Annotated in this window: 21 protein-coding genes; 13 read left to right on the top strand and 8 right to left on the bottom strand. The window is 66.7% G+C overall.

From position 1 onward, the window contains the following. Positions 1 to 20: 20 nt before the first annotated feature. From NOV74_RS07120 to murA, 5 genes are all read right to left on the bottom strand, one after another. Positions 21 to 1,184, bottom strand: coding sequence for a class I SAM-dependent methyltransferase (locus tag NOV74_RS07120; protein WP_257310523.1), 1,164 nt, complete (start codon positions 1,182 to 1,184; stop codon positions 21 to 23). Continuing rightward, entirely contained in the window at positions 1,184 to 2,131 is a 948-nt protein-coding gene (locus tag NOV74_RS07115) for a ribose-phosphate diphosphokinase (protein WP_257310521.1), read from the bottom strand. The genes NOV74_RS07120 and NOV74_RS07115 overlap by 1 nt, the downstream gene beginning before the upstream one ends. 98 nt (positions 2,132 to 2,229) lie before the next feature. Continuing rightward, positions 2,230 to 2,733, bottom strand: a complete 504-nt coding sequence (locus tag NOV74_RS07110; RefSeq protein WP_257310519.1) for a DinB family protein — start codon at positions 2,731 to 2,733, stop codon at positions 2,230 to 2,232. Between the two features lie 81 nt (positions 2,734 to 2,814). Further along, entirely contained in the window at positions 2,815 to 3,504 is a 690-nt protein-coding gene (locus NOV74_RS07105; protein ID WP_257310516.1) for a helix-turn-helix transcriptional regulator, read from the bottom strand. 38 nt (positions 3,505 to 3,542) lie between these two features. Further along, a complete protein-coding gene (gene murA, locus NOV74_RS07100) occupies positions 3,543 to 4,844 on the bottom strand; it encodes a UDP-N-acetylglucosamine 1-carboxyvinyltransferase (RefSeq protein ID WP_257310514.1) in 1,302 nt (433 codons plus the stop codon). Positions 4,845 to 4,957: 113 nt separating this feature from the next. Here murA and NOV74_RS07095 point away from each other — a divergent pair, with 113 nt between their 5' ends. Together NOV74_RS07095 and lon are read left to right on the top strand one after the other, a co-directional pair. Then, positions 4,958 to 5,371 carry an Hsp20/alpha crystallin family protein gene (locus tag NOV74_RS07095; protein WP_257310512.1) on the top strand — a complete coding sequence of 138 codons (414 nt, stop codon included), beginning with the start codon at positions 4,958 to 4,960 and terminating at the stop codon, positions 5,369 to 5,371. Continuing rightward, positions 5,368 to 7,752, top strand: coding sequence for an endopeptidase La (lon, locus tag NOV74_RS07090; protein WP_257310510.1), 2,385 nt, complete (start codon positions 5,368 to 5,370; stop codon positions 7,750 to 7,752). The genes NOV74_RS07095 and lon overlap by 4 nt, the downstream gene beginning before the upstream one ends. Positions 7,753 to 7,792: 40 nt before the next feature. Here lon and lepB read toward each other — a convergent pair whose 3' ends face one another. Both lepB and NOV74_RS07080 read right to left on the bottom strand, forming a co-directional pair. Next, complete coding sequence (gene lepB / locus NOV74_RS07085; RefSeq protein WP_257310508.1) at positions 7,793 to 8,224, bottom strand: signal peptidase I; 432 nt, start codon at positions 8,222 to 8,224, stop codon at positions 7,793 to 7,795. A gap of 17 nt (positions 8,225 to 8,241) precedes the next feature. Next, positions 8,242 to 8,595, bottom strand: coding sequence for a 6-pyruvoyl trahydropterin synthase family protein (locus NOV74_RS07080; protein ID WP_257310505.1), 354 nt, complete (start codon positions 8,593 to 8,595; stop codon positions 8,242 to 8,244). Positions 8,596 to 8,757: 162 nt separating this feature from the next. Between NOV74_RS07080 and NOV74_RS07075 the strand changes: the two genes are divergently transcribed. From NOV74_RS07075 to NOV74_RS07065, 3 genes are all read left to right on the top strand, one after another. Then, positions 8,758 to 10,797 (top strand): (Fe-S)-binding protein, encoded by a 2,040-nt coding sequence (locus tag NOV74_RS07075; protein WP_257310504.1) that lies wholly within the window; start codon positions 8,758 to 8,760, stop codon positions 10,795 to 10,797. 131 nt (positions 10,798 to 10,928) lie between these two features. Next, positions 10,929 to 12,521 (top strand): methyl-accepting chemotaxis protein, encoded by a 1,593-nt coding sequence (locus NOV74_RS07070; protein ID WP_257310501.1) that lies wholly within the window; start codon positions 10,929 to 10,931, stop codon positions 12,519 to 12,521. Positions 12,522 to 13,033: 512 nt separating this feature from the next. Further along, positions 13,034 to 15,625: a Kelch repeat-containing protein gene (locus NOV74_RS07065; protein WP_257310499.1), complete on the top strand. Its 2,592-nt coding sequence runs from the start codon at positions 13,034 to 13,036 to the stop codon at positions 15,623 to 15,625. Here NOV74_RS07065 and NOV74_RS07060 read toward each other — a convergent pair. Further along, the gene (locus tag NOV74_RS07060; RefSeq protein ID WP_257310497.1) at positions 15,603 to 16,685 is read right to left on the bottom strand and encodes a 3-deoxy-7-phosphoheptulonate synthase; all 1,083 of its coding nucleotides are present in this window, start codon (positions 16,683 to 16,685) and stop codon (positions 15,603 to 15,605) included. The two genes, NOV74_RS07065 and NOV74_RS07060, sit on opposite strands and share 23 nt — an antisense overlap. A 395-nt stretch (positions 16,686 to 17,080) precedes the next feature. Between NOV74_RS07060 and NOV74_RS07055 the strand changes: the two genes are divergently transcribed. The 8 genes from NOV74_RS07055 (at position 17,081) to rfaE1 (ending at position 25,365) form a co-directional block, all read left to right on the top strand. Continuing rightward, positions 17,081 to 17,773 carry a superoxide dismutase gene (locus NOV74_RS07055; protein ID WP_257310496.1) on the top strand — a complete coding sequence of 231 codons (693 nt, stop codon included), beginning with the start codon at positions 17,081 to 17,083 and terminating at the stop codon, positions 17,771 to 17,773. Between the two features lie 112 nt (positions 17,774 to 17,885). Continuing rightward, entirely contained in the window at positions 17,886 to 19,427 is a 1,542-nt protein-coding gene (locus tag NOV74_RS07050; RefSeq protein WP_257310495.1) for a sigma-54 interaction domain-containing protein, read from the top strand. 297 nt (positions 19,428 to 19,724) lie between these two features. Beyond that, a complete protein-coding gene (locus NOV74_RS07045; RefSeq protein ID WP_257310493.1) occupies positions 19,725 to 21,338 on the top strand; it encodes an ammonium transporter in 1,614 nt (537 codons plus the stop codon). Continuing rightward, positions 21,335 to 21,697 (top strand): P-II family nitrogen regulator, encoded by a 363-nt coding sequence (locus NOV74_RS07040; protein WP_257310492.1) that lies wholly within the window; start codon positions 21,335 to 21,337, stop codon positions 21,695 to 21,697. The genes NOV74_RS07045 and NOV74_RS07040 overlap by 4 nt, the downstream gene beginning before the upstream one ends. Positions 21,698 to 21,793: 96 nt before the next feature. Next, positions 21,794 to 22,702: a TorF family putative porin gene (locus NOV74_RS07035; RefSeq protein WP_257310491.1), complete on the top strand. Its 909-nt coding sequence runs from the start codon at positions 21,794 to 21,796 to the stop codon at positions 22,700 to 22,702. A gap of 28 nt (positions 22,703 to 22,730) precedes the next feature. Continuing rightward, the gene (locus tag NOV74_RS07030; RefSeq protein ID WP_257310489.1) at positions 22,731 to 24,128 is read left to right on the top strand and encodes a sodium:proton antiporter; all 1,398 of its coding nucleotides are present in this window, start codon (positions 22,731 to 22,733) and stop codon (positions 24,126 to 24,128) included. A gap of 68 nt (positions 24,129 to 24,196) precedes the next feature. Further along, positions 24,197 to 24,364, top strand: coding sequence for a Trm112 family protein (locus tag NOV74_RS07025; protein WP_257310487.1), 168 nt, complete (start codon positions 24,197 to 24,199; stop codon positions 24,362 to 24,364). After that, entirely contained in the window at positions 24,361 to 25,365 is a 1,005-nt protein-coding gene (rfaE1, locus tag NOV74_RS07020; RefSeq protein WP_257310485.1) for a D-glycero-beta-D-manno-heptose-7-phosphate kinase, read from the top strand. The genes NOV74_RS07025 and rfaE1 overlap by 4 nt, the downstream gene beginning before the upstream one ends. The last annotated feature ends 69 nt before the right edge of the window (positions 25,366 to 25,434 follow it).

The raw sequence follows: 25,434 nt of genomic DNA, 5'->3' as shown, positions 1-25,434 counted from the left end.
GCACCGCTTCTTGTCTGGAGTCAGGGGATGGCCACCATGGCACCGACGGTGAAGTTCGGGTGGCGATTCATGAGGGGGTGGGGCGGGGGAACGTGGAGAATCTGCGTGAACCCGGCGTGCAGCAGGGCCTGGTCCCACGCCTCGGGCGTGAGGAAGCCGTGGCGCGGGCGCCAGCGGGGATCGAGCTTCACGCTGGTGAAGGCCTTGATGAAGTTGAAGAAGAATTCCAGGTAGAGCGGGGTGTCGAGACTGGGCTTCAGGCACTCGCCGATGACCAGGCGTCCCTCGGGTTTCAGGTAGCCGTGGAGGTCCCGCAACGTGGCTTCGAGATCCTGGGCCACATGCAGCACGTTGATGCCCACGATGGCGTCGAGGCTGGCAGGGGCGATGCCTTGGGCTGCGAGGGGCCGGTTCAGATCCAGGGACTGGAAGGCAAGGGGCAGGCCTGGCGCGGTCGTGCCCAGATTCCTCTGGGCCCGCCGCAGGAAAGTGGGAGCCACGTCCGTGAATCGGTACTCGGCGATGCGGCCCAGCCACCCCTGCTCGGCGCCCAGCTCGGCCACCAGCTGCGCGAAGGAGCCAGCGCCGCCCCCCAATTCGAGCACCCGGGCGCCAGTGGGCAGGCCCTCGCGGAGGGCCAACAGGGTCAAGAGGTTGTTGGGGAAATAGCCCAGGTTCCCGTTGCGGAAGTAGGCCAGCCAGAGGGGGAACAGCGCCAGATCGAAGAGCAGGGCGTCGCCGTCCTTGCCTTCCGTGAAGAAGGGGAGGATGTGGGAGCGCACGCCGTCCAAGAGGTCGAAATTGGCCGCATGGCCGGGGGCCTCGATTTCTACGGCCTCGCGGAGGCCCGCCAGATCCAGGTCCGGCTGACCCGTGAGGAGGTAGCTGTCTCCCTGCTGGGTAAGCATCCCTTCAGCCGTGAGGAACGGCAGCATCCAGGCCAGGGGCTTGCGCGCCTGATCGGGCAGCCCTTCGCAGAGGCCGTCCAGGGTGACGCCGCTTCTCAGGCGAGTCTCCCAGCCCAGGTCGAAGAGCAGCAGAAGGCAGATGCGGGCGGTGTACAGCCCGGAAGCCCGGTGCAGGGTCAGAAACGGGCGCGTGAACAGCGGCGCGATCTCCGGTCCCAGAGGGCCCAGCAGATCGAGGCTTGGCGGGGCCTCGATGAGACCGAGGCGGACGGACATCAGTCCATCATCTCGCTGATGCTGCGGCCGCCGTGGATGCGCAGGATGGCGTCGCCGAAGAGGGCGGCGGTGGAGAGCACCCGCAGGTTGGGCAGGGCCTTGGCGCGGTCGGGCGGGACCGGGATGCTGTCGGTGAGCACCAGCTCGTCCAGGTTGGCGGAATTGAGCGTCTCCACCGCGTTCCCCGAGAGGACGCCGTGGGTGACCCCCACCCGGACGGTGCGGGCACCGAACTCGCGCAGAATGCGGGCGGCTTCCTTGATGGAACCGCCGGTGGCGATCTCGTCATCGTAGATGATGGCGTCCTTGCCCTTCACGTCGCCGATGAGGGCCACGCTCTGGGCCTTTTCCGTGTCGTCGAAGCGGCGCTTGTCGATGATGGCCATGGGCACGGAAAGGCGCTTGGCGAAGTGGCCGGCGAACTTGGCCGCCCCGGCGTCCGTGGCCACCACAACGGCATTGGAGAGATCCTTGGTCTTGAAGTAGTTCGTGAGGGTGGGCGTGGCCAGCAGCTGGTCCGCGGGTTTGCGGAAGAAGCCAAGGATCTGCGGCGCGTGCAGGGTCATGGTGAGCACGCGGTCGGCACCGGCGGTCTCCAGCAGGTCAGCCACCAGGCGGGCCGTGATGGAAATGCGCGCCTCGTCCTTCTTGTCGCTGCGGGCGTAGGGGAAGTAGGGCAGCACCGCCGTGATGCGGGCGGCGGACGCGAACTTCAGCGCGTCGATGAGGATCAGCAGCTCCAGCAGGTTGTCGCTGACGGGCGGGCAGGAGGTCTGGATGACGAAGACATCCGATTCGCGTACGTTCTCTTCGATCTTCACCTTGATGTTCTCGTTGGAGAACCGGGTGATCTTCAGCTTCCCCAGGGGCATCCCCATATGCGTGGCGATACCCCTCGCCAGGTCCGGGTGGCTGCTCCCGGAAAAGACCTTCATCTCGCCAAACATGGATCCCCCGATCTCCGACCCAGTGTAGCCCACCCCCTGGGTGGAGGTCGTCACAGGGATAAAGAAGCAGCCGCCAGACCTGGTTTCGGGAGAGAAATTCAGCTTTCGTCAGCGCTGGGGCCGTAAATGGACGGAACCGGCACCTCCAGCATCCGGAGGTAGACGGCGAGCTGGGCCCGGTGGTGGATGAGGTGGTTCATGACGAAGCCGCGGTAGACGGCGATGCGGGGCATGGCGAACAGGACCTGGCCGTTGTTCTTGAGGCTCCAGACCACGTGGAAGGCCTCGTCGGAGGTCCTGGTCAGGGCGGCCAGGGCGGCCTCCACCTGGGCGTCCAGGGTGCGGAGGAGGCCTTCAGTCGTGCTGCTGGGCTTCGGCTGCCGGGCCTGGGTCTCGGGCAGGCCGAAATCCAGCTCGGTCTCGGTCATCGTGCTCACAGTCCAGCCGGGGATGTTCACCAGGTGGTTGGCCAGGTCGCCCAGGGTGAAGGACTTGGGATGGGGGCGGTAGTCCAGGTGGGCCGCGGGGACGCGCTCGATCACGCGGCGCAAGGTGGCCATTTCGTGTTCGAACTCGGGTAGGAGGGCTTGCGCGAGGGCCATGGAAGCTCCTTGGGTGGTTGAGAGACCATGGTGCCCCCAACTCCTGACAGCCTGGTGGCAGGAGTGTTTGGACAGGAATCTTTAGATCTGGTGCTTTGCCGTTCGGATTTTTCCCAGGTAATCCTCCAGGCCCCGGCCGGCGACCGCCTCGAAGGGCCCGAGCAGCTCCGTGGCCTGGATCCGGTCCACCCGGAAGGTGCGGAGGGCCTCACGGAGTTCGCACCAGGCGGCCAGGTGCCAGCGGTAACCCCAGAAGATCACGCCCAGGGGTTGGAGCACTCGCTCGGAGGTGGTCCCGTCCGCCCGGGTGTAGGCAATCCGCACCCGCCGTTGCTCGCGGAGGCCCTGGCGCAGCTCGCCGAGGAAGCGGGCGGTCTCCGGGGGGATATGGAAGTCCGGTACGAGAAAGGGCAGGTCGGACAGGGCCCGCCTCCGGTCCGGGGGCAGGACGGCCTCCACCTTCCGGAGGAGGCTCTCCGCGGCCTCCCGAAGCGAGGGATCTCCCCAGGCGGCCACGACGCGGGCGCCCAGCAGCAGGGCCTCGCCCTCCTCCGCGTTGAGCATGACGGGCGGCAGGTCGAAGTGCCGCGGCAGGCTGTAGCCCACGCCGGCTTCGCTCTCGATGGGCACACCCGAGGCCATGAGGTCGGCGATGTCGCGGTAGAGGGTCCGCTCGCTGACGCCGAGCTCCCGGGAGAGCTTGGCGGCGGTGCTGATGCGGTCGCGCCTGAGCAGCTGCACGATCTGGAACAGGCGGTCGGCGCGGCGCATGAGGATTTGGGGCTCTGGGGCGTCCGTCCGGATCGGGCCTAGACCCGACCGCCGCCCACGCGCTCGATGCGGGCGCCCACACCCTGGAGCTTCTTTTCCAGGCCGGCGTAGCCGCGGTCGAGGTGGTAGATGCGATCCACCACGGTCTCGCCCGCGGCCACGAGGCCGGCGATGACGAGGGCGGCGCTGGCGCGGAGATCCGTGGCCATGACGGTGCAGCCCGTCAGCTTGGCGGGACCGGCCACGATGGCCGTGTGGCCGTCCGTGCGCAGGTTGGCGCCCAGCCGCTCCAGCTCCATGGCGTGCTGGAAGCGGTTCTCGAAGATGCCTTCGTTGATGACGCTGATGCCGCAGGCCTGGGTCATGACGGCCATCACCTGCGCCTGCAGGTCCGTGGGGAAGCCGGGGTAGGGCAGGGTGGTGATGTCCTTGGAGCGCAGCTTCTGGCCGCATTCCCGCTGGATGCGGAGCTGACGGCCATCCTGGCCCTCGCGTTCGGTGATGACGCAGCCTGACCGCTCCAGCAGGTCCAGCAGGGCGCGCAGGTGTTCCGGCTCGCAGCGGTCCAGCACCACGTCGCCGCAGGCCGCCGCCACGGCGCACAGGTAGGTGCCCGCCTCGATGCGGTCGGGGATGACGGCATGCTCGCAGCCATGGAGGCGCTCGACGCCGGTGATGGTGAGGGTGCCCGTGCCGATGCCCTCGATCTGGGCGCCCATCTTGACGAGGAGCTGGGCCAGGTCGCCGATCTCGGGCTCCTGGGCGGCGTTGCGCAGGACCGTTGTGCCTTCCGCCAGGGCCGCGGCCATGAGGATGTTCTCGGTGGCGCCCACGCTCACCTTCGTGAAGGCGTGGTCGATGGCCTTCAGCCGGCCCTGCACCGAGGCGTGGATGTAGCCGTGGCTGATCTCGATCACGGCGCCCATGCGCTCCAGGGCCTCCAGGTGCAGGTTCACGGGCCGGGCCCCGATGGCGCAGCCGCCGGGCAGGCTCACCGTGGCCTTGCCGAACCGGGCGAGGAGGGGCCCCAGCACCAAGATGGAGGCCCGCATGGTCTTCACCAGGTCGTAAGGGGCCTTGGGATCGTCGCTGCCGGTGCAGGCGAGCTTGGCGGTCAGCTCGAAGCCCTCGCCTTGCGGTTCCAGCGTGGCGTCCGTGCCCAGGGCCTGGAGCACCTTCACCATGGTTCGGATATCCGCCACCGCGGGCAGGTTGGACAGCACGACGGCGTCCGGCGTCAGCAGGGCTGCCGCCAGGCAGGGCAGGGCCGCATTCTTCGCCCCGGACACCCGGATGCGTCCCCGCAGGGCCTGTCCACCTTGGATCACCAGTCGGTCCATCGAAACTCCAGCCTTCCAGCGTAGCCCAACCTTGCGGAGGGGGGAGGGATCACCATGCTTGAAGTGGGGTTGGGTGGAGGACGGCCCCAAAGGCTTACCCCGGTGTTCCCACCATGAAACCTGGCGATCCCCGAACCTGGATGTGGACCCGCGCCCTCGAGGTGTTGAACGAGGCTGAGCGCCTCCAGAAGCAGTTCTTCCATGTGGGCCGATCCAACTCGCCGCGCCCGGCCTGGGAGCCACCGGTGGACATCTTCGAATCCGACGGGGCCCTGCACATCGTGGTGGCGCTGCCCGGCATGTCCGTCGACCGCCTGAAGGTGCTCTGGGAAGACACGGACCTGGTGATCAGCGGAGATCTTCCCGTGCATTGGGCAGAGCGCATCGGCGCCATCCACCGCATGGAAATACCCCATGGGCATTTCGAACGCCGGATCGAAGGTCTGCCCCCGGGGCTCCAGGCCGTCCGGAATGAGCTGTGCGACGGCTGCCTGTTCCTCACGTTTCGGAAGGCTGAAGGCCCATGAACGAGAACCCTGGATCGCGGGCCGACCGCGAAGCCACTGGAGAGGCGGGGCCCAACCTGCCGAAGGATGCGACGGCCATCATCGCGGTGCGCAAACTCGAACTCTTCCCCGGCATGGTGACGGTGGTGACCATCGGGCAGGGACAACAATCCGTCATCGCGGCGCAGGAGGCCATCAAGGCTGAACGTCCGCTGGGCCTCCTGCTGCAGCGAGATCCGGCGGAGGATGAGCCGGGTCCAGAGGATCTATACCAGGTGGGAACCCTGGCCCACATCCTCCGATTCATCACGACGCCGGATGGCACCCATCACCTCATCTGCCATGGCGAGCAGCGCTTCCGGGTCGTTGAGTTCCTTGAGGGCTGGCCCTTCCTGGTCGCCCGGATTGCCCGGGTTCGCGAAGACGACACCCTGTCCAGCCCCCTGGAAGCTCGGCTGGTCACGCTGCGCCAGCAGGTTCAGGAATACGCCGAAGCCCTTCCCATGCCGCCCTTGGAGCTGATTAACGCCATCCAGCAGCTCACGGCGCCCGGGCCCGCCGCGGACCTGGTGACCGGGCTGATGGACATCAAGGCCCAGGACAAACAGGACATCCTCGAGACCTTCGACGTACGGGAGCGGCTGGACAAGGTGCTCGCGCGCATGGCCCACGCCCTGGAAGTGATCCACATGTCCCGCAAGATCACCGAGCAGACGCGGGAAGCCATGAATGCCCAGCAGCGGGAATTCCTCCTGCGCGAGCAGCTGAAGCAGATCCAGAAGGAGCTCGGGGACACGGACGAGACCGCGGCGGAGCTGGAAGCGGTTGCGAAGGCCATCACCGACGCGAAGATGCCGGAGGAGGTTGAGAAGCAGGCCCGCAAGGAGCTGAAGCGCCTGCAGCGCATGCCGGATTCGGCCGCCGAATATTCCATGATCCGCACCTACCTGGACTGGCTGACCGAGCTGCCCTGGTCCCGTGAAAGCGAGGCCGGCATCGATATCGCCGAGGCGCGGAAGATCCTGGACGCGGACCACTACGGCCTGGAGAAGATCAAGAAGCGCATGCTCGAGTACTTGGCCGTCCGCAAGCTCAACCCCGGCGGCAAGAGCCCCATCCTCTGTTTCGTCGGTCCTCCTGGCGTGGGAAAGACCTCGCTCGGCCAGAGCATCGCGCATGCCACCGGGCGGAAGTTCGTGCATGCGAGCCTCGGTGGTGTCCACGATGAGGCGGAAATCCGGGGCCACCGGCGCACCTACATCGGCGCGCTGCCCGGCACCATCATCCAGGGCATCCATGGCGCAGGCACGCGCAACCCGGTGTTCATGCTGGACGAGATGGACAAGCTGGGTGCCGGGGGGTTCCACGGGGACCCGGCTTCCGCCCTCCTGGAGGCCCTGGACCCGGAGCAGAACGCAACCTTCCGCGACAACTACCTCGGCCTCCCCTTCGATCTGTCCCACGTGATGTTCATTGGCACAGCCAATGTGCTGGATACCATTCCGGGGCCCCTCCGGGACCGGATGGAGGTGATCCACCTCCCCGGCTACACCGAGGAGGAAAAGCTCGAGATCGCCCGGCGCTACCTGGTGACGCGGCAGCTGGCGGTTCACGGGCTGACGGCGGAGCAATGCGCCTTTGAGGAAGGGACCCTCACCGCCATCGCCCGGGACTACACGCGGGAGGCCGGGGTCCGGAACCTCGAGCGGGAAATCGGATCTGTGCTCCGCCACATCGCCATGGGCGTCGCCGAGGGGGCCGTGGCGACCGTCCGGGTGAAGCCGGAGGATCTGGGCGAGATCCTCGGTCCACCCCATTTCGAATTGGAGAGCGCCATGCGCTCGGGGCGGCCAGGCGTGGCCACGGGGCTCGCCTGGACGCCCGTGGGTGGCGACATCCTGTTCATCGAGGCGGCCCGGATGCGGGGCAGCGGCAAGGTCCTCCTGACCGGCCAACTTGGCGAGGTGATGAAGGAGAGTGCCCAGGCCGCCCTGTCCCTCCTGAAAGGCCACCTGGGCGAGCTGGGCCTGGCGGGCGAGGATTTCGAACAGCTGGACGTCCACCTCCACGTGCCTGCCGGGGCGACGCCGAAGGACGGACCCAGCGCCGGCATCGCCATGTTCGTGGCGCTGGTCTCGCTGTTCACCGGACGTTCCGTTCGCAGCGACACGGCCATGACCGGAGAGATCTCCCTGCGGGGACTCGTCCTGCCAGTGGGCGGCATCAAGGAGAAAGTGCTGGCGGCCCTGCGTTCCGGAATAACCCGGGTGATGCTGCCCTCACGCAACCGGAAGGAACTGGAGGACATTCCACCCGTGGCGCGGGAGCGGCTCCAGATCATCTGGATCGACGAGGTGAATGAGGCACTCGACGCAGTCCTGGAAGAAGGTCCCGGCGGCTGAGCCGGATTCTGCTGTGACTGGCCCGTTGGACGGGTTCACCTCAGAGGATGCGTCCCACCATGGCCTTCACCGGTAGGGCCCCCCAGCTCCGTCCGTCCTGGCTCTGGGGCCGGTTGTCACCGAGAACCAGGTAGCCCTCACCGCAGCCCAGGCGACCCAGGCCGGACCGCTCCGGGTACACCACCCAGGGTTCGTCCAGGCGCTGGCCGTTGATCCGGAGGTCGGGGCCCTGCCATTCGACGGTTTCCCCGGGGAGGCCCAGCACCCGTTTTGCGGAGGAACCATGGGGCCCCTCCACCACCCAGATCTCGCCCCGCCGGGGGGCATGGCTGGCCCAGGCCCGCAGGGCCCAGCGCAGGTCGCCGTCCCTCAAGGCGGGTTCCATGCTGCGCCCCGAGACGCGCACTGGATGGACCACCAGGAGGGGAGACAGGGCCAGGGCCAGGGCGGCGAGGGGGATCCAGGGTTTCATCGTGTTTCCTTCCGGGCTCAGCCCCGCACCGCCATCCGTCTGCCCCGGCCATCCGTTAGGGCCACTTCCTTGAGCTGGGCTGGGGCCGAGACGAAGGGCGCCAGCTCGGCCAGCAGGCGCTGGGCCAGGGTCAGGGGGCCAGCCAGGCCCAGATCCGAGAGGAGCTTCCCCTGGAGCGGGGCCAGGCAGCGATCCAGGGCGGCCTCCAGGTCGCGGAAATCCACCACCACGTCGAAGCCATCCAGCCCTTGCCGGGTGGCGACGACCTCCACCGTGTAGTCGTGGCCCTCCCAGGCCTCGCCGGTCCGGAACACCACCGACAGGGGACGGGTCACGGCGGCTTCAAACAACAAGGGGGAATCGGGACTCAAGGCGGGCTCCGGAAACTGACTCCAGGTCGGGACTTCAGTTTGTCATGGCCATGGCTACACTGTCCCTTCGACCGCATACCTGATAACCGGGTGAGACAATGGAATGGCCCGCAGCGCCCCGCTGTGGCCTCTTCTGAACGTTGACTGCTGGGAGGGACCACCATGAAGGCCCTGGAAATCGCGCTGTTCTGGATCATGACGCTCGCCGCGGTCGGGTTCTTCGCCTGGACCATGCGCCTGCGGATCGCCACCATGAAGGCCGGTCTGCCGGACAACCGCTTCGACCAGCCCTGGGTGCGCCTCAAGGGCGTCTTCACCCTCGCGTTGATGCAGAAGCGCATGGTCCGCGACAAGTATGCGGGCTTCTACCACATCCTCATCTTCTGGGGCTTCTGCGCCTTGTCTCTGCGCACCATCGGGCTGGTGCTGGAGGGCCTCTTCCCCGCCTTCCACATGACCGAGGCCCTGGGCGTCTTCGGCCTCGGGTATCAGACCACCAAGGACATCTTCGAGGTGCTGGTGCTCGTGGGCATCGCCCTCGCCACCTTCCGCCGCCTGGCCGCCAAGCCCTGGCGCCTGGAAAACTCCTGGGACGCCTGGGCCACCTTGAGCCTCATCGGCGGCCTCATGGTCACGGACCTTCTGGCGGACGGCGCCTTCGTCGCCCTGCACCATCCGGCCTGGGCCGCCTGGTCTCCCGCGGGCGTGGCGGTGGCCGGCTGGCTGGGCGGACTGAGCCAGTCCGGTCTCGTCGTACTCTACAAGACGATGTGGTGGCTCCACCTGGCGACCCTCTACTTCTTTGCCAACTTCCTGCCCTACTCCAAGCACTTCCATGTCTTCACCTCGCTCTTCAACATCTACTTCCGGGAGCTGGAGCCCCAGAAGAACCTCAAGCCCATGGACCTGGAGGCCGAGCACTTCGGCATCAACCGGATCCAGGACTTCAGCTGGAAGCAGATGCTCGACTTCTACACCTGTGTGGAGTGCGGCCGCTGCCTGGAGAACTGCCCCACAACGCTCACCGGCAAGCCGCTGCGCCCCAAGGATTTCGGCAATGACCTCCGCGACTACCTGAAGGCCACGCCCCTGGAGCAGATGGGTCAGGACAAGCCTGTGCCCGAGGATCGCCTGCTCATCGGCGGCCCGGTGCCCGAGGGCTCCTATTGGAAGCGCGACGACGAAGTGGCGCCCTGGAGCAAGGAGCAGCTGGAAGGCTGGATCAGCCAGGACACCATCTGGGCCTGCACCAGCTGCGGCTACTGCGAATGGGCCTGCCCCCTGCAGATCAGCTTCGTGGACAAGCTCGTGGGCATGCGGCGCTACCTCACCCTGGAGGAGAGCAACTTCCCCGCCGAGGCCCAGGTGGCCTTCAAGGGCATGGAACGCCAGGGCAACCCCTGGAACCTGGCCCAGGCCGATCGCGCCAAGTGGGCCGAGGGTCTCAAGGTGCCCACCGTGGCCGAGAACCCCGAGGCCGAGTACCTGTTCTGGGTGGGGTGTGCAGGCAGTTACGACGCCGCGGGCCAGAAGGTCTCCCAGGCGCTGGTGAAGCTGTTGAAGGCGGCCGATGTTTCCTTCGCCATCCTGGGCACCGAGGAGAGCTGCACCTGCGAATCCGCCCGACGCCTGGGCAACGAGTACCTGTATCAGTCGGCCACCGAGGCCAACATCGAGACCCTCAAGGGCCACGGCGTGAAGAAGGTCGTCACCAACTGCCCCCACTGCCTCAACACGCTCAAGAACGAGTACCCGGCCTTCGGCGGGGACTTTGACGTCGTGCATGGCACCGAACTGGTGGCGAAGCTGATGGCCGAAGGGAAGCTCAAGCTGGACCAGACGGTGAATGCGGACCTCACCTACCACGATCCCTGCTACCTCAGCCGCATCAACGGCCAGGTGGAAGCGCCCCGCGCCATCCTCGACGCCATCCCCGGCGTGAAGCTCACGGAGATGGAGAAGCACGGCGAAGCCACGATGTGCTGCGGCGCCGGCGGCGGGCGGTTCTGGCTGGAGGAGCACCTGGGCAAGCGCGTGAACCACGAGCGCTTCGAGCAGGCCCTCGAAACCAAGGCCACCACCATCGCCGTGGGCTGCCCCTTCTGCAACGTCATGCTGAACAATGCGGCCGGTGAGACCAACCACGAAGGCGTGGCCACCACGGACGTGCTGGAGCTGGCGGCCAAGGCCTTGAAAGCCTGATCCACCCCATGGCGGGGGACCACCCCGGGGCGCGTCCCGCGTCCCGGGCCCCGCCCGGGCGGAAGATTCGTCCCCACGGCCACCACACCATGTGGTCAGATGATGGGGTTCCCGCTCACGAGGCTCCAGGTATGCGCATCGCAGCGAAGATCATCTCCCTCACGGTCGCAACTGCCACGATCGCGGGCCTGGCACTCGGAACCTTCCTCATCATCGAGGGACGGCGTACGTCGGAGCAGCGCATCGAGCAGCTCGAGCGGACCCTGCGTGCCGACTACGACCGGCGGGCACGTCTGGAGGTCGAGACGGCGGCGTCCATGCTCGCCAGGATCGCCGAGCGACAGCAGAAGGGCGAGATCAAGGCCGAGGAGGCGAAGCGGCTTGGTGCTGACCTCCTGCGCGGGCTCCGGTACGACCAGGAAGGCTACTTTTGGGCGGACACGGTGGATGGCCTGAACATGGTGCATGCCACCCAACCCATTCTCGAGGGCAAGAACCGGATCGATGCGGTGGATCAGAAGGGCACCCCGTACATGCGGGACATCATCCGGGCGGGCACCAGCGGTGGTGGCTACAGCGACTACTGGTTCCCGAAGAAGGGCGGCACCGTGTCGCTCCCCAAGCGGGCCTACTCGCTCCTGGTTCCGTCCTTCGGTTGGGTCATCGGCACCGGCAACTACGTGGACGACATCGATGCGATCGTGGCCACCGAGCGGGCGGCCGCCACCACCGACATACGGCAACGCACCCAGGTGCTGCTCGCCGTGGTCGCCGCATGCCTGATCGTGACCGTGGCGGTGTGGGCGACCTTCGGGCACCGGATCGCCCGGCCGATCGTGGCGATCACCGCCAGCCTGGGCCGTCTGGCCGGGTACGACTTCCGAGATGACGACTCGCTCCGGGCCTTCGAGGCCACGCAGGACGAGACCGGCACGATGGCCGGCGCCCTGCGCGCCATGCGGGAGGCCGTGGCCTCCCTGGTGGCCACGCTCCAGCACTCCGTCGAGGTCGTCAAGCAGGTGAGTACCCAGCTCAACGCCACCTCCCAGGATGTGAGCCACGGTTCCTCGGAGCAGGCGGCCTCCGTGGAGGAGTTGACGGCTTCCATGCAGGAACTGGCCGCGGGTGCGGCCCGGGCTGCGGAGGATGCCAAGAAGGCGAGCGAACGGGCCGCAGGGGTGGCCGAGGAGGTGCGCGTCGGGACCAGCGCCGCCGCAGAGACCTCGACGGCCATGCGCGACATCGCCGAGCGGATCGGCATGGTCGAGGATCTTGCCTACCAGACCAATCTCCTGGCCCTCAATGCGGCCATCGAAGCGGCACGCGCCGGCATTCACGGCCGCGGCTTTGCGGTGGTGGCCGTCGAGGTGCAGAAGCTCGCAGAGCGCAGCCGGGAAGGAGCCAAGGAGATCCGCGCCATCTCAGATCGAAGCGTGGACATCGCCGTGCGCGCCGAGGCGCTGCTTACCCGGGTGGCCCCTGAGGTGACGCGGAGCGCCCGAAAGCTGAAGGCCTTTTCCGACGCGGCCATGGCCCAGGATCACACCGTCCGGGAGATCAACCGCGCCCTCGAGGAACTCTCCCATGTGGTGCAGCGGCATGCGACGGCCGCCGAGGAGATGTCGGCCACTTCGGAGGTCTTGTCGTCCCAGGCTGCAGCCCTCGACGAAAGTGCCAGGGCCTTCGTGCTTGAGGGACCTGCCCACGACCTTGCCCCAGCCTGAGAGCTGATCAGGAGGCGGGTCTCGGTTTCGCCAGCGCAGTCTTGAACGGGTTCCGGGTCGCCCGGAATGGGCTGGCTGCCCGCTTTGAGGAAGCCCTCCACCATCGCGCCGATGAGGAAGCGGTTGCGGCGCAGGATCTGCTGGGCGCAGTCCTGGGGAGCCAGAGGCGGGAGGCGGGGTTCTTGTGGCGGTTGGCGTGGGCGCACTCCACCACGCTGCTCTCGGGCAGGCCCGCCCCCGAACCCGGGGCGGACGGCTTAACTGCGATCCATGTCGGCATGAGTGCGCACAAACAGAATCAACATTGCGCCCAGGGGTGAATGGCATATTCATGTAATAAGGTGATGTTGTAATCGCCTATGAACTTGTTTTTACAGTGATCACTGATCACGGGAGAGGGCCAGTGGTCCTCATCGCAGCGGCCAACGACTTCCGTTTACAGGGGGTATCTAATGGCTTGGTCAAGGATCAGTCGATGCGCGGCGACGCTTATTCGCCTCCTTTGTGTGCCCGTGCTCCTGGCCCTGGGGGTGGTGGGCGGCGCCCTATGGAGCCAGGCTGCTCCGGCCGGGATCACCGTCCTGACCCAGCTCACGGACCAGACGGTGAAGTCCGAGATTCCGCCCGAGAACCCGGTGGTGAACCTGGCTCCTTTCGTCACCGAGAAAAGGGCGGGGCTCGTGGCGACCACCTCGGACTGGGGGCCGAAGGCCGTCTATGCCTGGACCTTGACCGGGGGGACGCTCACCTCAGGCCAGGGAAGCCGCGCCATCACCTTTACCGCCGGCGTAGCCGGCACCACCCTAACCGCCCAGGTGGTCGTCACGGCCTATGGCGGCAGCGGCTCTGGGAGCGCCTCCGCCACCGTGGTGGCCGCCCCCAACGCTGAACTGGCACTGCCCTTGAAAACCCACCCCGGCGATACCTGGATGAAGGCCAGCGTGCCCCACCAGCAGGGAATGACCTACCTCTGGTCCATCGTTCCCGACAACGGCAGAGCCAGCATCACTGCCGGACAGGGTACCCACGTGATCAGCTTCTCGGCAGGCCCATCGGTGGGCACCTTCCACCTGAAGGTGGATGTCCAGAACCAGGCCGGGGATGCTGTCGCCTCCACTCGGAAGGTCACCATCCAGACGGGAACCTGGCTGGTCAAGAACGGAGGTGCATCCGTCACGAGGTACCCTTGCCAGTCCACACGCCTCCCCAGTGGCCGCGTGCTGGTGACAGGCGGCGGCGGGAACAGCGCCGAGGTCTACGATCCCGAGACGGGGCATTGGAACCTCGTCGACAGCATGGCGAACCCGCGGGACAGGCACACCTCAACCCTCCTCAACACCGGCCAAGTGCTGGTGGCTGGCAATGGCACGGCCGAGCTCTACGACCCCGCCTCGGGAACCTGGCATCACACGGGCAAACCGGGAACCTCGCGGCGCGCCTACACGGCCACGCTGCTGCTGGACGGGACGGTGCTCGCAGCAGGCGGTGACACGGCCACCGCGGAAGTCTACGACCCTGCCGCTGAGAAGTGGACGTCCACCGGCAGCATGGGCATCGCGCGGACCTTCCACACGGCCACGCGGCTGCTGGATGGGAAGGTCCTGGTGGCCGGGGGCTCCGAAGACAACCCCGTCACGGAGCTCTACGACCCGGCGAACGGCACCTGGGTTTCCACCGGCAGCCTAACCCTGGCGCGGAACGAGTGCGCGGCCACTCTGCTCGCGGATGGGAAAGTCCTCGTGACCGGAGGTTCAATCTTCCCCTGGGATATGTCCAGCGCCGAAATCTACGATCCCGGGAGCGGGACCTGGACTCCCACGGCCACCATGGGGCCAGAACGCCGCTTTCATACGACCACCCTCCTCCCGGATGGGCGGGTGCTGATGGCGGGTGGTGAACGCCGTGACAATTTCTTCTTCAGCACGGCCATCTTTGATCCCGTGGCAGCGACCTGGACAACCGCCGGCAACCTGGGAACGGGGCGGTTCGGCCACACAGCCACCCTGCTCCAGGACGGTACGGTCCTGGTGACCGGCGGCCGTGGATCCCTGTACTTCTATGATATCGCCAGTTCTGAAATCTACGACCCGGGAGCCGGGACCTGGAAGCCACTGCCTGGGCAACCGAGAGCCCCCCGCGAGTTCCACACAGCCACCCTTCTCGCGAACGGGCAGGCGCTCGTCGCGGGAGGAGAGAACTTCCCGCGAGGAAACCTAAACGATGCGGAAATCGCCGCCCCTGAAACGGGATACTGGACGCCCACAGATAACATGGGGGCGACCCGCATGAGTCACACAGCCACCTTGCTCTCGGATGGGAAAGTGCTGGTGGTAGGCGGTGACTCGCAGTCGCAGCCAGGCTTCACCACCGCTGAGCTCTACAACCCTGCTGAAGGGTCCTGGACGTCGGTTGGCAATCTAAACGAGATGCGACGCGGCTATACGGCCACGCTGCTCCCGAACGGGAAGGTCCTGGTCGTGGGCGGTTCCGGCGGAGGCATCGAATTGAAGAGCGCCGAACTCTACGAGCCCGCCACCTCAACTTGGCGACCCACGACCGGCCCCACAATCGCCCGTTCCGGCCACACCGCCACCTTGCTTCCCACCGGGAAGGTGTTGGTGGTCGGTGGTGGCAGTTTCTCTGATCCGATCGCCAACGCTGAACTCTACGATCCTGCTGGAGAGACCTGGACCGCCGTGGGAACGCTCGGAACGGCCCGCAGTGGCCACCTGGCCACCCTGCTGTCGGATGGGAGGGTACTTGTGACAGGCGGGACTGGGGTTTCCGGGACCTTGGACAGTGCTGAAATATTCGATCCCGCGACGAACGGCTGGCTCCCGACTTCCGCCATGGGATCGGTGCGCACACGCTATTCGGCTGACCTCCTCACGAACGGCAAGGTTCTGGTGGTGGGGGGTAGGGATTCTTCCAACGCCATCCTCGGCAGCGCCGAGCTCTACGACCCCGCCACGCAAGTGTGGTCACCGGCGGATAACCTGGCCTTGCCCCGGGCAGGCCATCGTTCCATCCGTTTCCCCAACGGAGATGTCATGGTCACTTTCGGTCGTGGTGGCGATCTGGTCACCGAGATCTACAGGCCCTAGACGGCAGCACATCCTTGAGCAGGTCCCGGGTCTCCCGGAGCATCGCGGCCGTGTCGTCCCAGCCCAGGCAGGCATCCGTGACGGAGCAGCCGTATTTCAAGGTGGAAAGGTCTGCCGGGATGGGCTGGTTGCCTTCCACCAGAAAGCTCTCGACCATCGCACCGATGATGGATTTATTCCCCCGCAGGATCTGATGGGCGCAGTCCTGGAGGACCAGGGGCTGGAGGTGGGGGTTCTTGTGGCTGTTGGCGTGCGAGCAGTCCACCACGATGTTCTCGGGCAGGCCCGCCTTGCGCAGGGCGACTTCAGCCAGGGCAATGCTGACGGTGTCGTAGTTGGGGCGGCCGCCGCCGCCGCGCAGCACCAGGTGACCGTGGGCATTGCCCCGGGTGCGGACGATGGCGGCGGAGCCCTGGTCGTTCAGGCCCAGGAAGCTGTGGGGCCGGGAGGCGGAGAGGATGGCGTTCACGGCGGCCGCCAGATCACCGTCCGTGGCGTTCTTGAAGCCCACGGGTGTGGAGAGGCCGCTGGACATCTCCCGGTGGGTCTGGGATTCGGAGGTCCGGGCGCCGATGGCCGTCCAGCTGATGAGGTCGCCGATGTACTGGGGCGTGTTGGGGTCCAGGGCCTCGGTGGCGGCAGGCAGGCCAACTTCGCCGATGCGAAGCAGGAACTCCCGGGCTTTCCGCATGCCCTCCTCGATGTGGAAGGAGTCATCCATGTGCGGGTCGTTGATGAAACCCTTCCAACCCGTGGCGGTGCGCGGCTTCTCGAAGTAGACCCGCATCACCAGCAGCAGGGTGTCCGCGACCTCGTCTGACAGCGCCTTGAGCCGCCGCGCGTAGTCGAGGCCGGCCACCGGATCGTGGATGCTGCACGGCCCCACCACCACCACCAGGCGGGGATCCTCCCGGGTCAGGATGCGCTGCAGGTCCCGGCGACCGCCGGCCACGGTCTCGGCCACGCCATCCGGGACGGGCAGGGCCGCGTGGACCTCGGCCGGGGAGGGCATGCGGTCGAACGAATCAATGTTGAGGTTCTCAAGCGCCTGGTGGGTCATGGCTGGGCCTTCCGGAAGAAAATGAAAAACCCCGGTCCCTTGGGAGGATCGGGGTGGTCAGTGGGATGTTCCAGGTGTCAGGCTGGACCCTCGCCGTGCCACGCACGATCCGTGTGCGGGAACCAATAATAGGTATGGAAGCGGGGGGTCATGGGCGGTCCAGGGTGTTCCATCCTGGACTGGGAGGCGCGGAACCGTCAAGGCGACGCGAGAACAGGCGAGGAGCAGGAAGGCCTGCCCACCGACCCACGCTCCGGCTTGGCTTAGCGGCGCCTGGAGTTCGTTCTGGAAATGCTGAGATATTGCTGTTTTTTTATTAGTCATATTCATATTTATCAAACGCTTGGATTGATAGATGACATGGACTAGGCTGGGGTCCTTTCTCGGGAGCCGCCATGGACCGTCGCACCCTTCTTGGAACCCTCGCCGCCGGTGCCGTGGGCGCCGGCCTGCATGCCAAGGGCCTAAGCCCCGACCCGACCGACGTGAAGCCCACCGGCCATCCCCTGGCGGAGTACGCTCCCCGCGCGTTCGACTTCGGCACAGGGCTGACTGGCCTCGGCAAGGAGTTGGTGGCCGAGCACCTCACCCTCTACAAGGGCTACGTCACCCGCACCAATGCGCTCCTGAAGGACGTGCTCGCCGCGGAGAAGGAGGGCAAAGCCAGTCCGATGGTGCAGGAACTCCGCCGGCGTCTGGGGTTCGAGTTCAGCGGCATGCGCCTGCACGAGCTCTATTTCGAGGCCATCTCCCAACACGCCGCCAAGCCCAGCTCGACGCATCCGCTCCACCAGGCCATCGCCGGCACCTGGGGTTCCTTCGATGCGTGGTGGGCCGCCTTCAAGGCCACCTGCACCATGCCGGGCATCGGCTGGGGCGCCCTCGTGAAGGATCCCGTCACCGGGCGGCTCATGAACGCCTGGTTCCAGGACCACGAGAACGCCGTGGCCGTGGGCACCCAGCCCCTCCTCGTCGTGGACGTCTGGGAACACGCCTACGTGAAGGATTACGGCGCCACGGGGCGGGCCAAGTACGTGGACGCCGTGAAGCCGCTCATCGATTGGCGCGTGATCGAGAAGCGGTTCTGATCTGCGAACCTCCTCGGGCAAGGGTTCAAGGTCCCGTCGAGAGCGGTCATACAAAATTGTCGTAATGATCCATTTCTGACACAATTTTGTAGAACCTATTGCCGGAGCCCCCATGGCCGCCTCGGAGGATGCCCTTCACCTCTCGCCCCTGCTGGAGCTGAGTCAGGCTCTGGCGGCTTCCGATATCCGGGCATCGCTGCCGCGGGTGCTGGAGATCCTGGCAGAGGCTTTCGGGGCGCTGAACGGCGCGATCCTGCTGGCCGACGAGGAGGGGACGGCCCTGCGGATCGAGGCGGCCCGCGGCCTGTCGAGCCAGGGAGTGGCGCGGGCCCGCTACCGCCTGGGCGAGGGCATCAACGGGCGGGTGCTGGCCAGCGGCAAGGCCATCGTGGTGCCACAGGCCAGCCAGGAGCCGCTGTTCCTGGATCGCACCGGCGTCCTGAAGGAGCAGAAGCGGAAGAAATCGGACATGTCCTTCTTCTGCATCCCGGTGTTCCTGGACCGGAAGACGGCGGGAACCCTCTGTCTCACGGTGCCCTTCGACCGCCACCGCGACTTCGACCGGGACACCAAGCTGCTCCAGATCGCGGCCTCCATGGTGGGCCTGGCCATGAAGGTGGCGAAGCTCGTGGCGGCAGACCGGCAGCGGCTGGTGGAGGAGAATCAGCAGCTGCGGCTGGAGCTCCGGGAGCGCTACGACCTGCATCACCTCATCGGCCACAGCCACGCCATGCAGCGGGTCTACGAGGCCGTGGCCCAGGCGGCGCCCAGCAGCACCACGGTGCTCATCCGCGGCGAGTCCGGCACCGGCAAGGAGCTGGTGGCCCACGCCCTCCACTACAACTCGCCGCGGGCGGACAAGCCCTTCGTAAAGGTGAACTGTGGCGCCCTGCCGGAGACCCTCATCGAGTCGGAGCTGTTCGGCTACGAGCCCGGCGCTTTCACGGACGCCCGTCAGCTGAAGAAGGGCCGCTTCGAGCTGGCCCATGGCGGCACGCTGTTCCTGGATGAAGTGGGCGAGCTGTCCCCGGCCACCCAGGTGAAGTTGCTGCGGGTCCTCCAGGAACGGGAGTTCGAGCGCCTGGGGGGCGTGCGGCCCGTGAAGGTGGACGTGCGGTTGCTGACCGCCACCAACCGGAACCTGGAGGCCGCCGTGAAGGCCGGCACCTTCCGGGAGGATCTCTACTACCGGCTGCACGTCTTCGAAATCTTCATGCCGCCTCTGCGGGAGCGCCAGGCGGACATCCTCCTGCTGGCGGACCATTTCGTGGAGAAGATCGCCGCGGCCCAGGGCAAGGATGTCCGCCGCATCTCCACCTCGGCCATCGACATGCTGGCGGCCTACCACTGGCCCGGCAACGTCCGGGAGCTGGAGAACGCCATCGAGCGGGCCATCCTTGTCTGCGAAGGCGGGGTGATCCACGCCCACCACCTGCCGCCCTCCCTTCAGACCGCCGAGGTATCCGGTACCGTGCCGGGGGCGGCGTTGGGCGATGCGGTGGCCGCCTTCGAACGGGATCTGCTGCAGGACGCCCTGAAATCGGCCCGGGGCAACCGGTCCCGCGCCGCCCGGCTCCTGCAGACCACGGAGCGCATCCTGAACTACAAGATCCAGAAGTACGGGCTGGAGCCGGAGCGGTTCCGGTCTTCTTGAGGTTCGATGTTACAAATTTGTCATATATACAGGATTGAATTACATTTTTGTCAATCCTGTTTGGATAAAAACCGATCATTGATTTTAAATTAAACCGAATTATTTAAATTTTTAAATACACATTGTTGGCGGTATTTCCAACAGGCACGTTCCCTGCTCTCTCTTTCGGGCACAAGGGTCCGATGGTCGGTCCCTGGACTCAAGGAGGATCGGAACGGATCGTGGCCTGGCCCGTCCTAACGGATTCCCACGGCAAAGGCCACACCGATCCCCCGCCCGAATGAAGGAGGATCTCCCATGAACCGCCGAACCCTGTACAGGGCCCTCGCGGTGGCAGCGGCCTTTGTGGCCCTTTCCCCGCTGCTTTTCGCGGCCGATCCCAACGGCGGCGCCACCGGCGGCATCCAGAACGTGCCGGCCCAGACCGCCGGCGCCCCGACGCTCCAGGAGATCGGCGCCGCGGTGGGACAGACCCGCGTGGCCCTCAACTTCGTGTGGGTTCTCCTGGCGGGCTTCCTGGTGATGTTCATGCAGGCAGGGTTCGCTCTCGCGGAGACGGGCTTCACGCGCGCCAAGAACGCCGCCCACACCATGATGATGAACTTCATGGTGTATGGCCTCGGCATCCTCGGCTTCTGGGCCGTGGGCTACGCCCTGCAGATGGGTGGCTCCGGCGCGACCATGGGGGCGGCCCTCAGCGCCCCGGAAGGCATGTCGAAGCTCATCGGACCCACGATCCACGGCAACCTCTGGGGCCTGTTCGGTGCCAAGGGCTTCTTCCTCACGGGCGCGGCCTATGACGTTTCCGCTTTCGCCATGTTCCTGTTCCAGATGGTGTTCATGGACACCGCCTTGACCATTCCCACGGGGTCGATGGCTGAACGCTGGAAGCTGTCCGCCTTCATCATCTACGCCCTCGTCGCCTCAAGCCTGATCTACCCGGTGTTCGGGTGCTGGGCCTGGGGCGGGGGTTGGCTGTCCACCCTCGGCAAGACTCTCGGTCTTGGCCATGGCTACGTGGACTTCGCCGGTTCCGGCGTGGTGCATCTCACCGGCGGCGTCATGGCCCTCACAGGCGCCATCGTCCTGGGCCCGCGGATCGGGAAGTTCATCAAGGGCAAGGCCCAGGCCATCCCAGGCCACAACCTGCCCATGGGGGTACTTGGTTGCTTCATCCTGGCCTTCGGGTGGTTCGGGTTCAATGCCGGCTCCACCCTGGCGGGCACGGATCTCCGCATCGCCGTCGTGGCCACCAACACCATGCTGGCCTCGGCCTCAGGCGCCCTGCTGGCCTACCTCTATACCTGGAAGAAATTCGGCGCGCCTGATCTGTCCATGGCCGTGAACGGCATGCTGGCCGGTATGGTGGCCATCACAGCCCCCTGCGCCTTCGTCACCGCGCCTTCGGCCGTGCTCATCGGGGCCATTTCTGGGGTGCTGGTGGTCGTGGCGGCCCTCTTCGTCGAGAACACCTTGAAGATCGACGATCCGGTGGGTGCCATCGCCGTCCATGGGGTGAACGGGGCCTGGGGGCTCATCGCCCTGGGACTGTTCGCGGATGGCACCTACGGCCAGGGCCTGAACGGCGCCGCCTCCGGGGTCACCGGCCTCTTCTACGGGGATGGCCGCCAGCTCGTCGCGCAGTTCATCGGCATCGGCGCCAACCTCCTCTGGGTCGGGGTGACGAGCTACGCGCTCTTCAAGGTGCTGGACAAGACCCTCGGCATGCGCGTCTCGCCCGAACAGGAAATGGCCGGTCTCGACTTCCATGAAGTATCCGCCCCGGCCTATCCAGGCGACGGTGCCACGGTGAACACCCCGGTGCTGGTCTTCCCCAAAATCGTGAAGCCGGCGGTCGCAGTCAGGCCGACGCCCGCACCCGTTGCCGCCCCCCTGGGAGGTGAGGCATGAAGCTCATCACAGCCATCATCCGGCCCGAGCGGCTCGAAGACGTGAAATCCGCCCTTTTCGCTGCCGAGGTCACGGGCCTGACCATCATCCGGGTGGCGGGCCACGGCGGGGAGAAGATCGCCGTGGAGACCTACCGAGGCGCCCAGATGGCGTACGAGTTCCATGAAAAGGTGCAACTCGATATCGCGGTCTCGGAACCCTTCGTGGACGTCACCATCAAGGCCATTCTCGGGGCCGCGCGCACCGGGGAGGTGGGCGACGGGAAGATCTTCGTCCGCCCCCTGGACCAGGTGATCCGGATCCGAACCGGAGAACTTGATATCGAGGCCCTGACCCCGGAACCCCTCCGCCACCACTGAACCCAACCGGGCAGGGGGGCCCACCCGCGGCGATGCCGGCCGCGGGTGGGGGAGCCTCTGCCCTCGCCTCCATCGCCTCCTCCCAGGAGTCCCCACATGTCTCTGCTCAAACCCCTTGCCATGGGGGTGGCCCTCGCTCTGGACCTCGCCGCCCAGAGCCCCGCCACTCCCCCTCCGCCCGCGCTCCTGGGCTTCACCCTGGGCGGTTCGGCCACCATCGGCTCCCAATACATCTTCCGCGGGCTCACCCAGACCGATGGGAAGCCCACGGTCCAGGCGGAACTGGACCTGGTCCATCCATCCGGGTTCTACCTCAGCACGAGCTTCAGCAACATCTCCTGGTTCACGGACCAGAACGCAGGGGTCGCCAGCGCCCCGACTGGCCTGGGGTCACCGGCCGCGGTGGGGGCGCCCCTCTACGAGCCGGGCAAGGTGAATTCCGCGGCGGTGGAACTGGATCTGTTCGGTGGCTACAAGTGGGGCTTCGCCAAGGACTGGACCCTGGACGTGGGCCTCTTCCGCTACCTCTACCCGGGCACCTACGACAACCTCGGCGCCTATCGGAACCCCGCCACCACCGAGGCCTACCTGGGCCTGAGTTACGCCTGGGCCACCCTGAAGTACTCGCAGGTCATCAGCGCGAACACGTTCGGCGTCAACAACTCCGGTGGGACGAGCTATGCCGATCTCACCCTGGCGATCCCTCTTGGTGGAAGTGGATGGACTGTGCTGGCGCATGGAGGCAGGACGGCCTACGCAACCAAGGCGAACCCAGGCTATTTCTTCAACGGAAGCTACGTGACCGGAGACAACGCGCTGTTCAGCTACTCGGACTACAAGCTCGGCATCGCCAAGGAGATCAAGGGCTACGTCCTCACCCTGGCCGCCACCGATACGGACGCCAAATCCCGCGCCGCCGACCACGACCTCACCATCTACGAGAACGTCATGGGACGGAACATCGGAAAGAGCACCGTGACCTTCACCATCACGAAGAGCTTCTGAATCGGGCGCCGTGCTTCCGGAGACATCAATGGCCGGTGGAACAGGGCTGGAAGCCTTTCAAGGTCTCGGGCCCTGGTCTTCCGCGGCTGGATTCGCGCCCTTCCTCCTCCTCCTCGCGGCCATCGCCTGCTTTCCACTGGTTCCGAAGCTCTCCGGCTGGTGGGCGCACCTGCGGAACAAGTGGGTACTGGCCGCGGTCTGTGGCCTGGTGGGCGTCGGCTTCCACTTCTCCGTGGCGGGAGATCCAGCGCGGCTGCTGGAAACCCTCCTGGACTATCTGGCCTTCATGGCTCTGCTGGCCTCGCTCTACGTGGTGAGCGGCGGCATCCACCTCTCGGGGGCATTCTCCGGGTTGCCCTGGCTGAACACGGTCTTCCTCGCTGTGGGCGCCCTGCTGGCGAACGTGATGGGCACCACGGGAGCCAGCATGGTCCTGATCCGCCCGCTGCTCCACGCCAACCGCCGGCGACGCCACAAGACCCACGTCGTGGTCTTCTTCATCTTCGTCGTGTCGAACACCGGCGGGCTGCTGACGCCCCTGGGGGATCCACCGCTCTACCTGGGCTTTCTCAAAGGCGTGCCCTTCGCCTGGACCCTGGGCCTGCTGCCCCAGTGGGCGCTGCTTCAGGCCCTCCTGCTCACCATCTTCCATTTCCTGGACGAGATCGTCTTTCACCGGGAGGAGATGGAGACCAAGCATGCCCTGGTGGAGGACCTCCGGCAGGCGGAGCGGCCCCTCCACATCCAGGGTTGGGTGAATGTGGGGCTCCTCTTGGGCATTCTCGCCGTGGTGCTGGGGGCGGGCCAGCTGCTCCTCCCCGCCCTGCGGCCGGGCTGGGGCGACGCGCGGGCGGAGGCCCTATGCAAGGTCGCCCAGATCCTTGCGCTGGGGGGCATTGTGGCCTTGGCCCTTGCGAGAAAGGCCCACCCTGCCGGCGAAGTGCCCTTCCGGCGGAACCACTTCAGCTTTGAGCCCCTTGGCGAGGTGGCGGGGCTCTTTCTGGGGATCTTCGGCGCCATGCTCCCCGCCCTGGACCTCCTGCGGGCCCACGCGGCCCTCCTTCCCCTGGACCGGCCCTGGCACTTCTTCTGGGTGAGCGGGCTCCTGAGCAGCGTCCTGGACAACGCCCCAACCTACCTCACCTTCGCCTCGCTCGCCGCTGCCAAAGCAGGCGTGATGGCAGGAGGGGGCGGCGCCTCCCTCGGAGCCCTGGCCCAGACCTCTCCAGCGCTGCTGAAGGCCGTGGCCTGTGGATCGGTGTTCATGGGCGCCAATACCTACATTGGCAACGGGCCCAACTTCATGGTGAAGGCCATCGCCGAGCACAGCGGCCTGGAGATGCCGACCTTCCTCGCCTACATGGGCTGGTCGGCGGCGGTGCTGCTGCCGCTGTTCCTCATCGAGACATTCGTGTTCTTCCGCTGATCCCAGGCCTCAGCGTGGTGTTCGGGCGGACGGTCACCCCCTGGGGCCAATTCCGATAAGCTGATCCCATGCCGCTCGATCCGCGCCTCCTCGAGATCCTCTGCTGCCCGGCCTGCCACGGCGACCTGGTGGAGAAGGCCGAGGGTCTGCACTGCCAGAGGTGCGGCCTGCTCTACCCCATCGAGGACGGCATTCCCGTGATGCTGGTGGATCAGGCGAAGCAGGTGGACCTGTGAGGCTTGACCGCGCCCAGGCTGAGTCGCTGCTCCGGCGCGTGGATGGCTGCAAGGTGGCCGTGCTGGGCGACGTGATGTTGGACGAGTACCTCTTCGGCGAAGTGAGCCGCATCTCGCCCGAGGCGCCCGTGCCCATCGTGCGGGTGGTGCGTGAGCAGGCGGTGCTGGGCGGGGCGGCCAACGTGGCGGCCAACCTCAAGGCCCTGGGGGCCGAGCCCTTGCTCATCGGCACGCTCCAGAAGGACACCGCGGGCGACCGGCTGCTGGGCCTGCTGGGCCGCCTGGGCATCTCCATCTCCGGGCTGGTGCTGGATCCCTCGCGCCCCACCATCATCAAGACCCGCGTCATCGGCCAGCAGCAGCAGATGCTGCGCATCGACCGCGAGGAGGCCGGGCCGCCGGAGGCCGCCGTGCTGATGGGCCTGAAGGACCGCCTGGAGCGCGCCCTGGGCGAGGCCTCGGCCCTGATCGTCTCCGACTATGCCAAGGGCACGGTGAACGAACCGATCATGGCGGCGGTGCGGGAGCTCTGCGCGGCCAAGGGCCTGCCCTGGATCGTGGATCCCAAGCCGGCGCACAAAGCCCTCTATCGGGGCGCGACGCTCATGACGCCCAACACGAAGGAAACGTCAGAGCTGACCCACCGCGCCGCCAAGTCGGATATGGAGGTGGCCGAGGCCGGGGGGGCGCTGGTGGCCGAGCTGGGCCTGCAGGGCCTGCTGGTGACCCGCAGCGAGCGCGGCATGGCGCTCTTCGCGCCGGACGGCGACCACCGGGCGCCCTGGATGGTGCCCACCGAGGCCCGCGAGGTCTTCGACGTGAGCGGCGCTGGCGATACCGTCATCGCCGCCTTCAGCGCCGCCATCGCCGCCGGTGCGGACTGGCGGGAAGCCGCCATGCTGGCCAATGCCGCCGCGGGCCTGGTCGTCGCCAAAGTGGGCACGGCCACGGTCACCCCCGCCGAGCTGCTGGCCCACTACCACGAGCAGGAAGCGAACTGACGGTCGGCCAGGGGTGGAAGCAGGGACAGTTCCGATCCGACGTGGGGCTCACGAAGCCGGTCCCCGGCG

This window comes from Geothrix fuzhouensis (assembly GCF_024609325.1).
Classification (GTDB): domain Bacteria; phylum Acidobacteriota; class Holophagae; order Holophagales; family Holophagaceae; genus Geothrix; species Geothrix fuzhouensis.
Note: the sequence above shows the minus strand (reverse complement) of the source record. Positions and strands in the feature narration are given on the sequence as shown.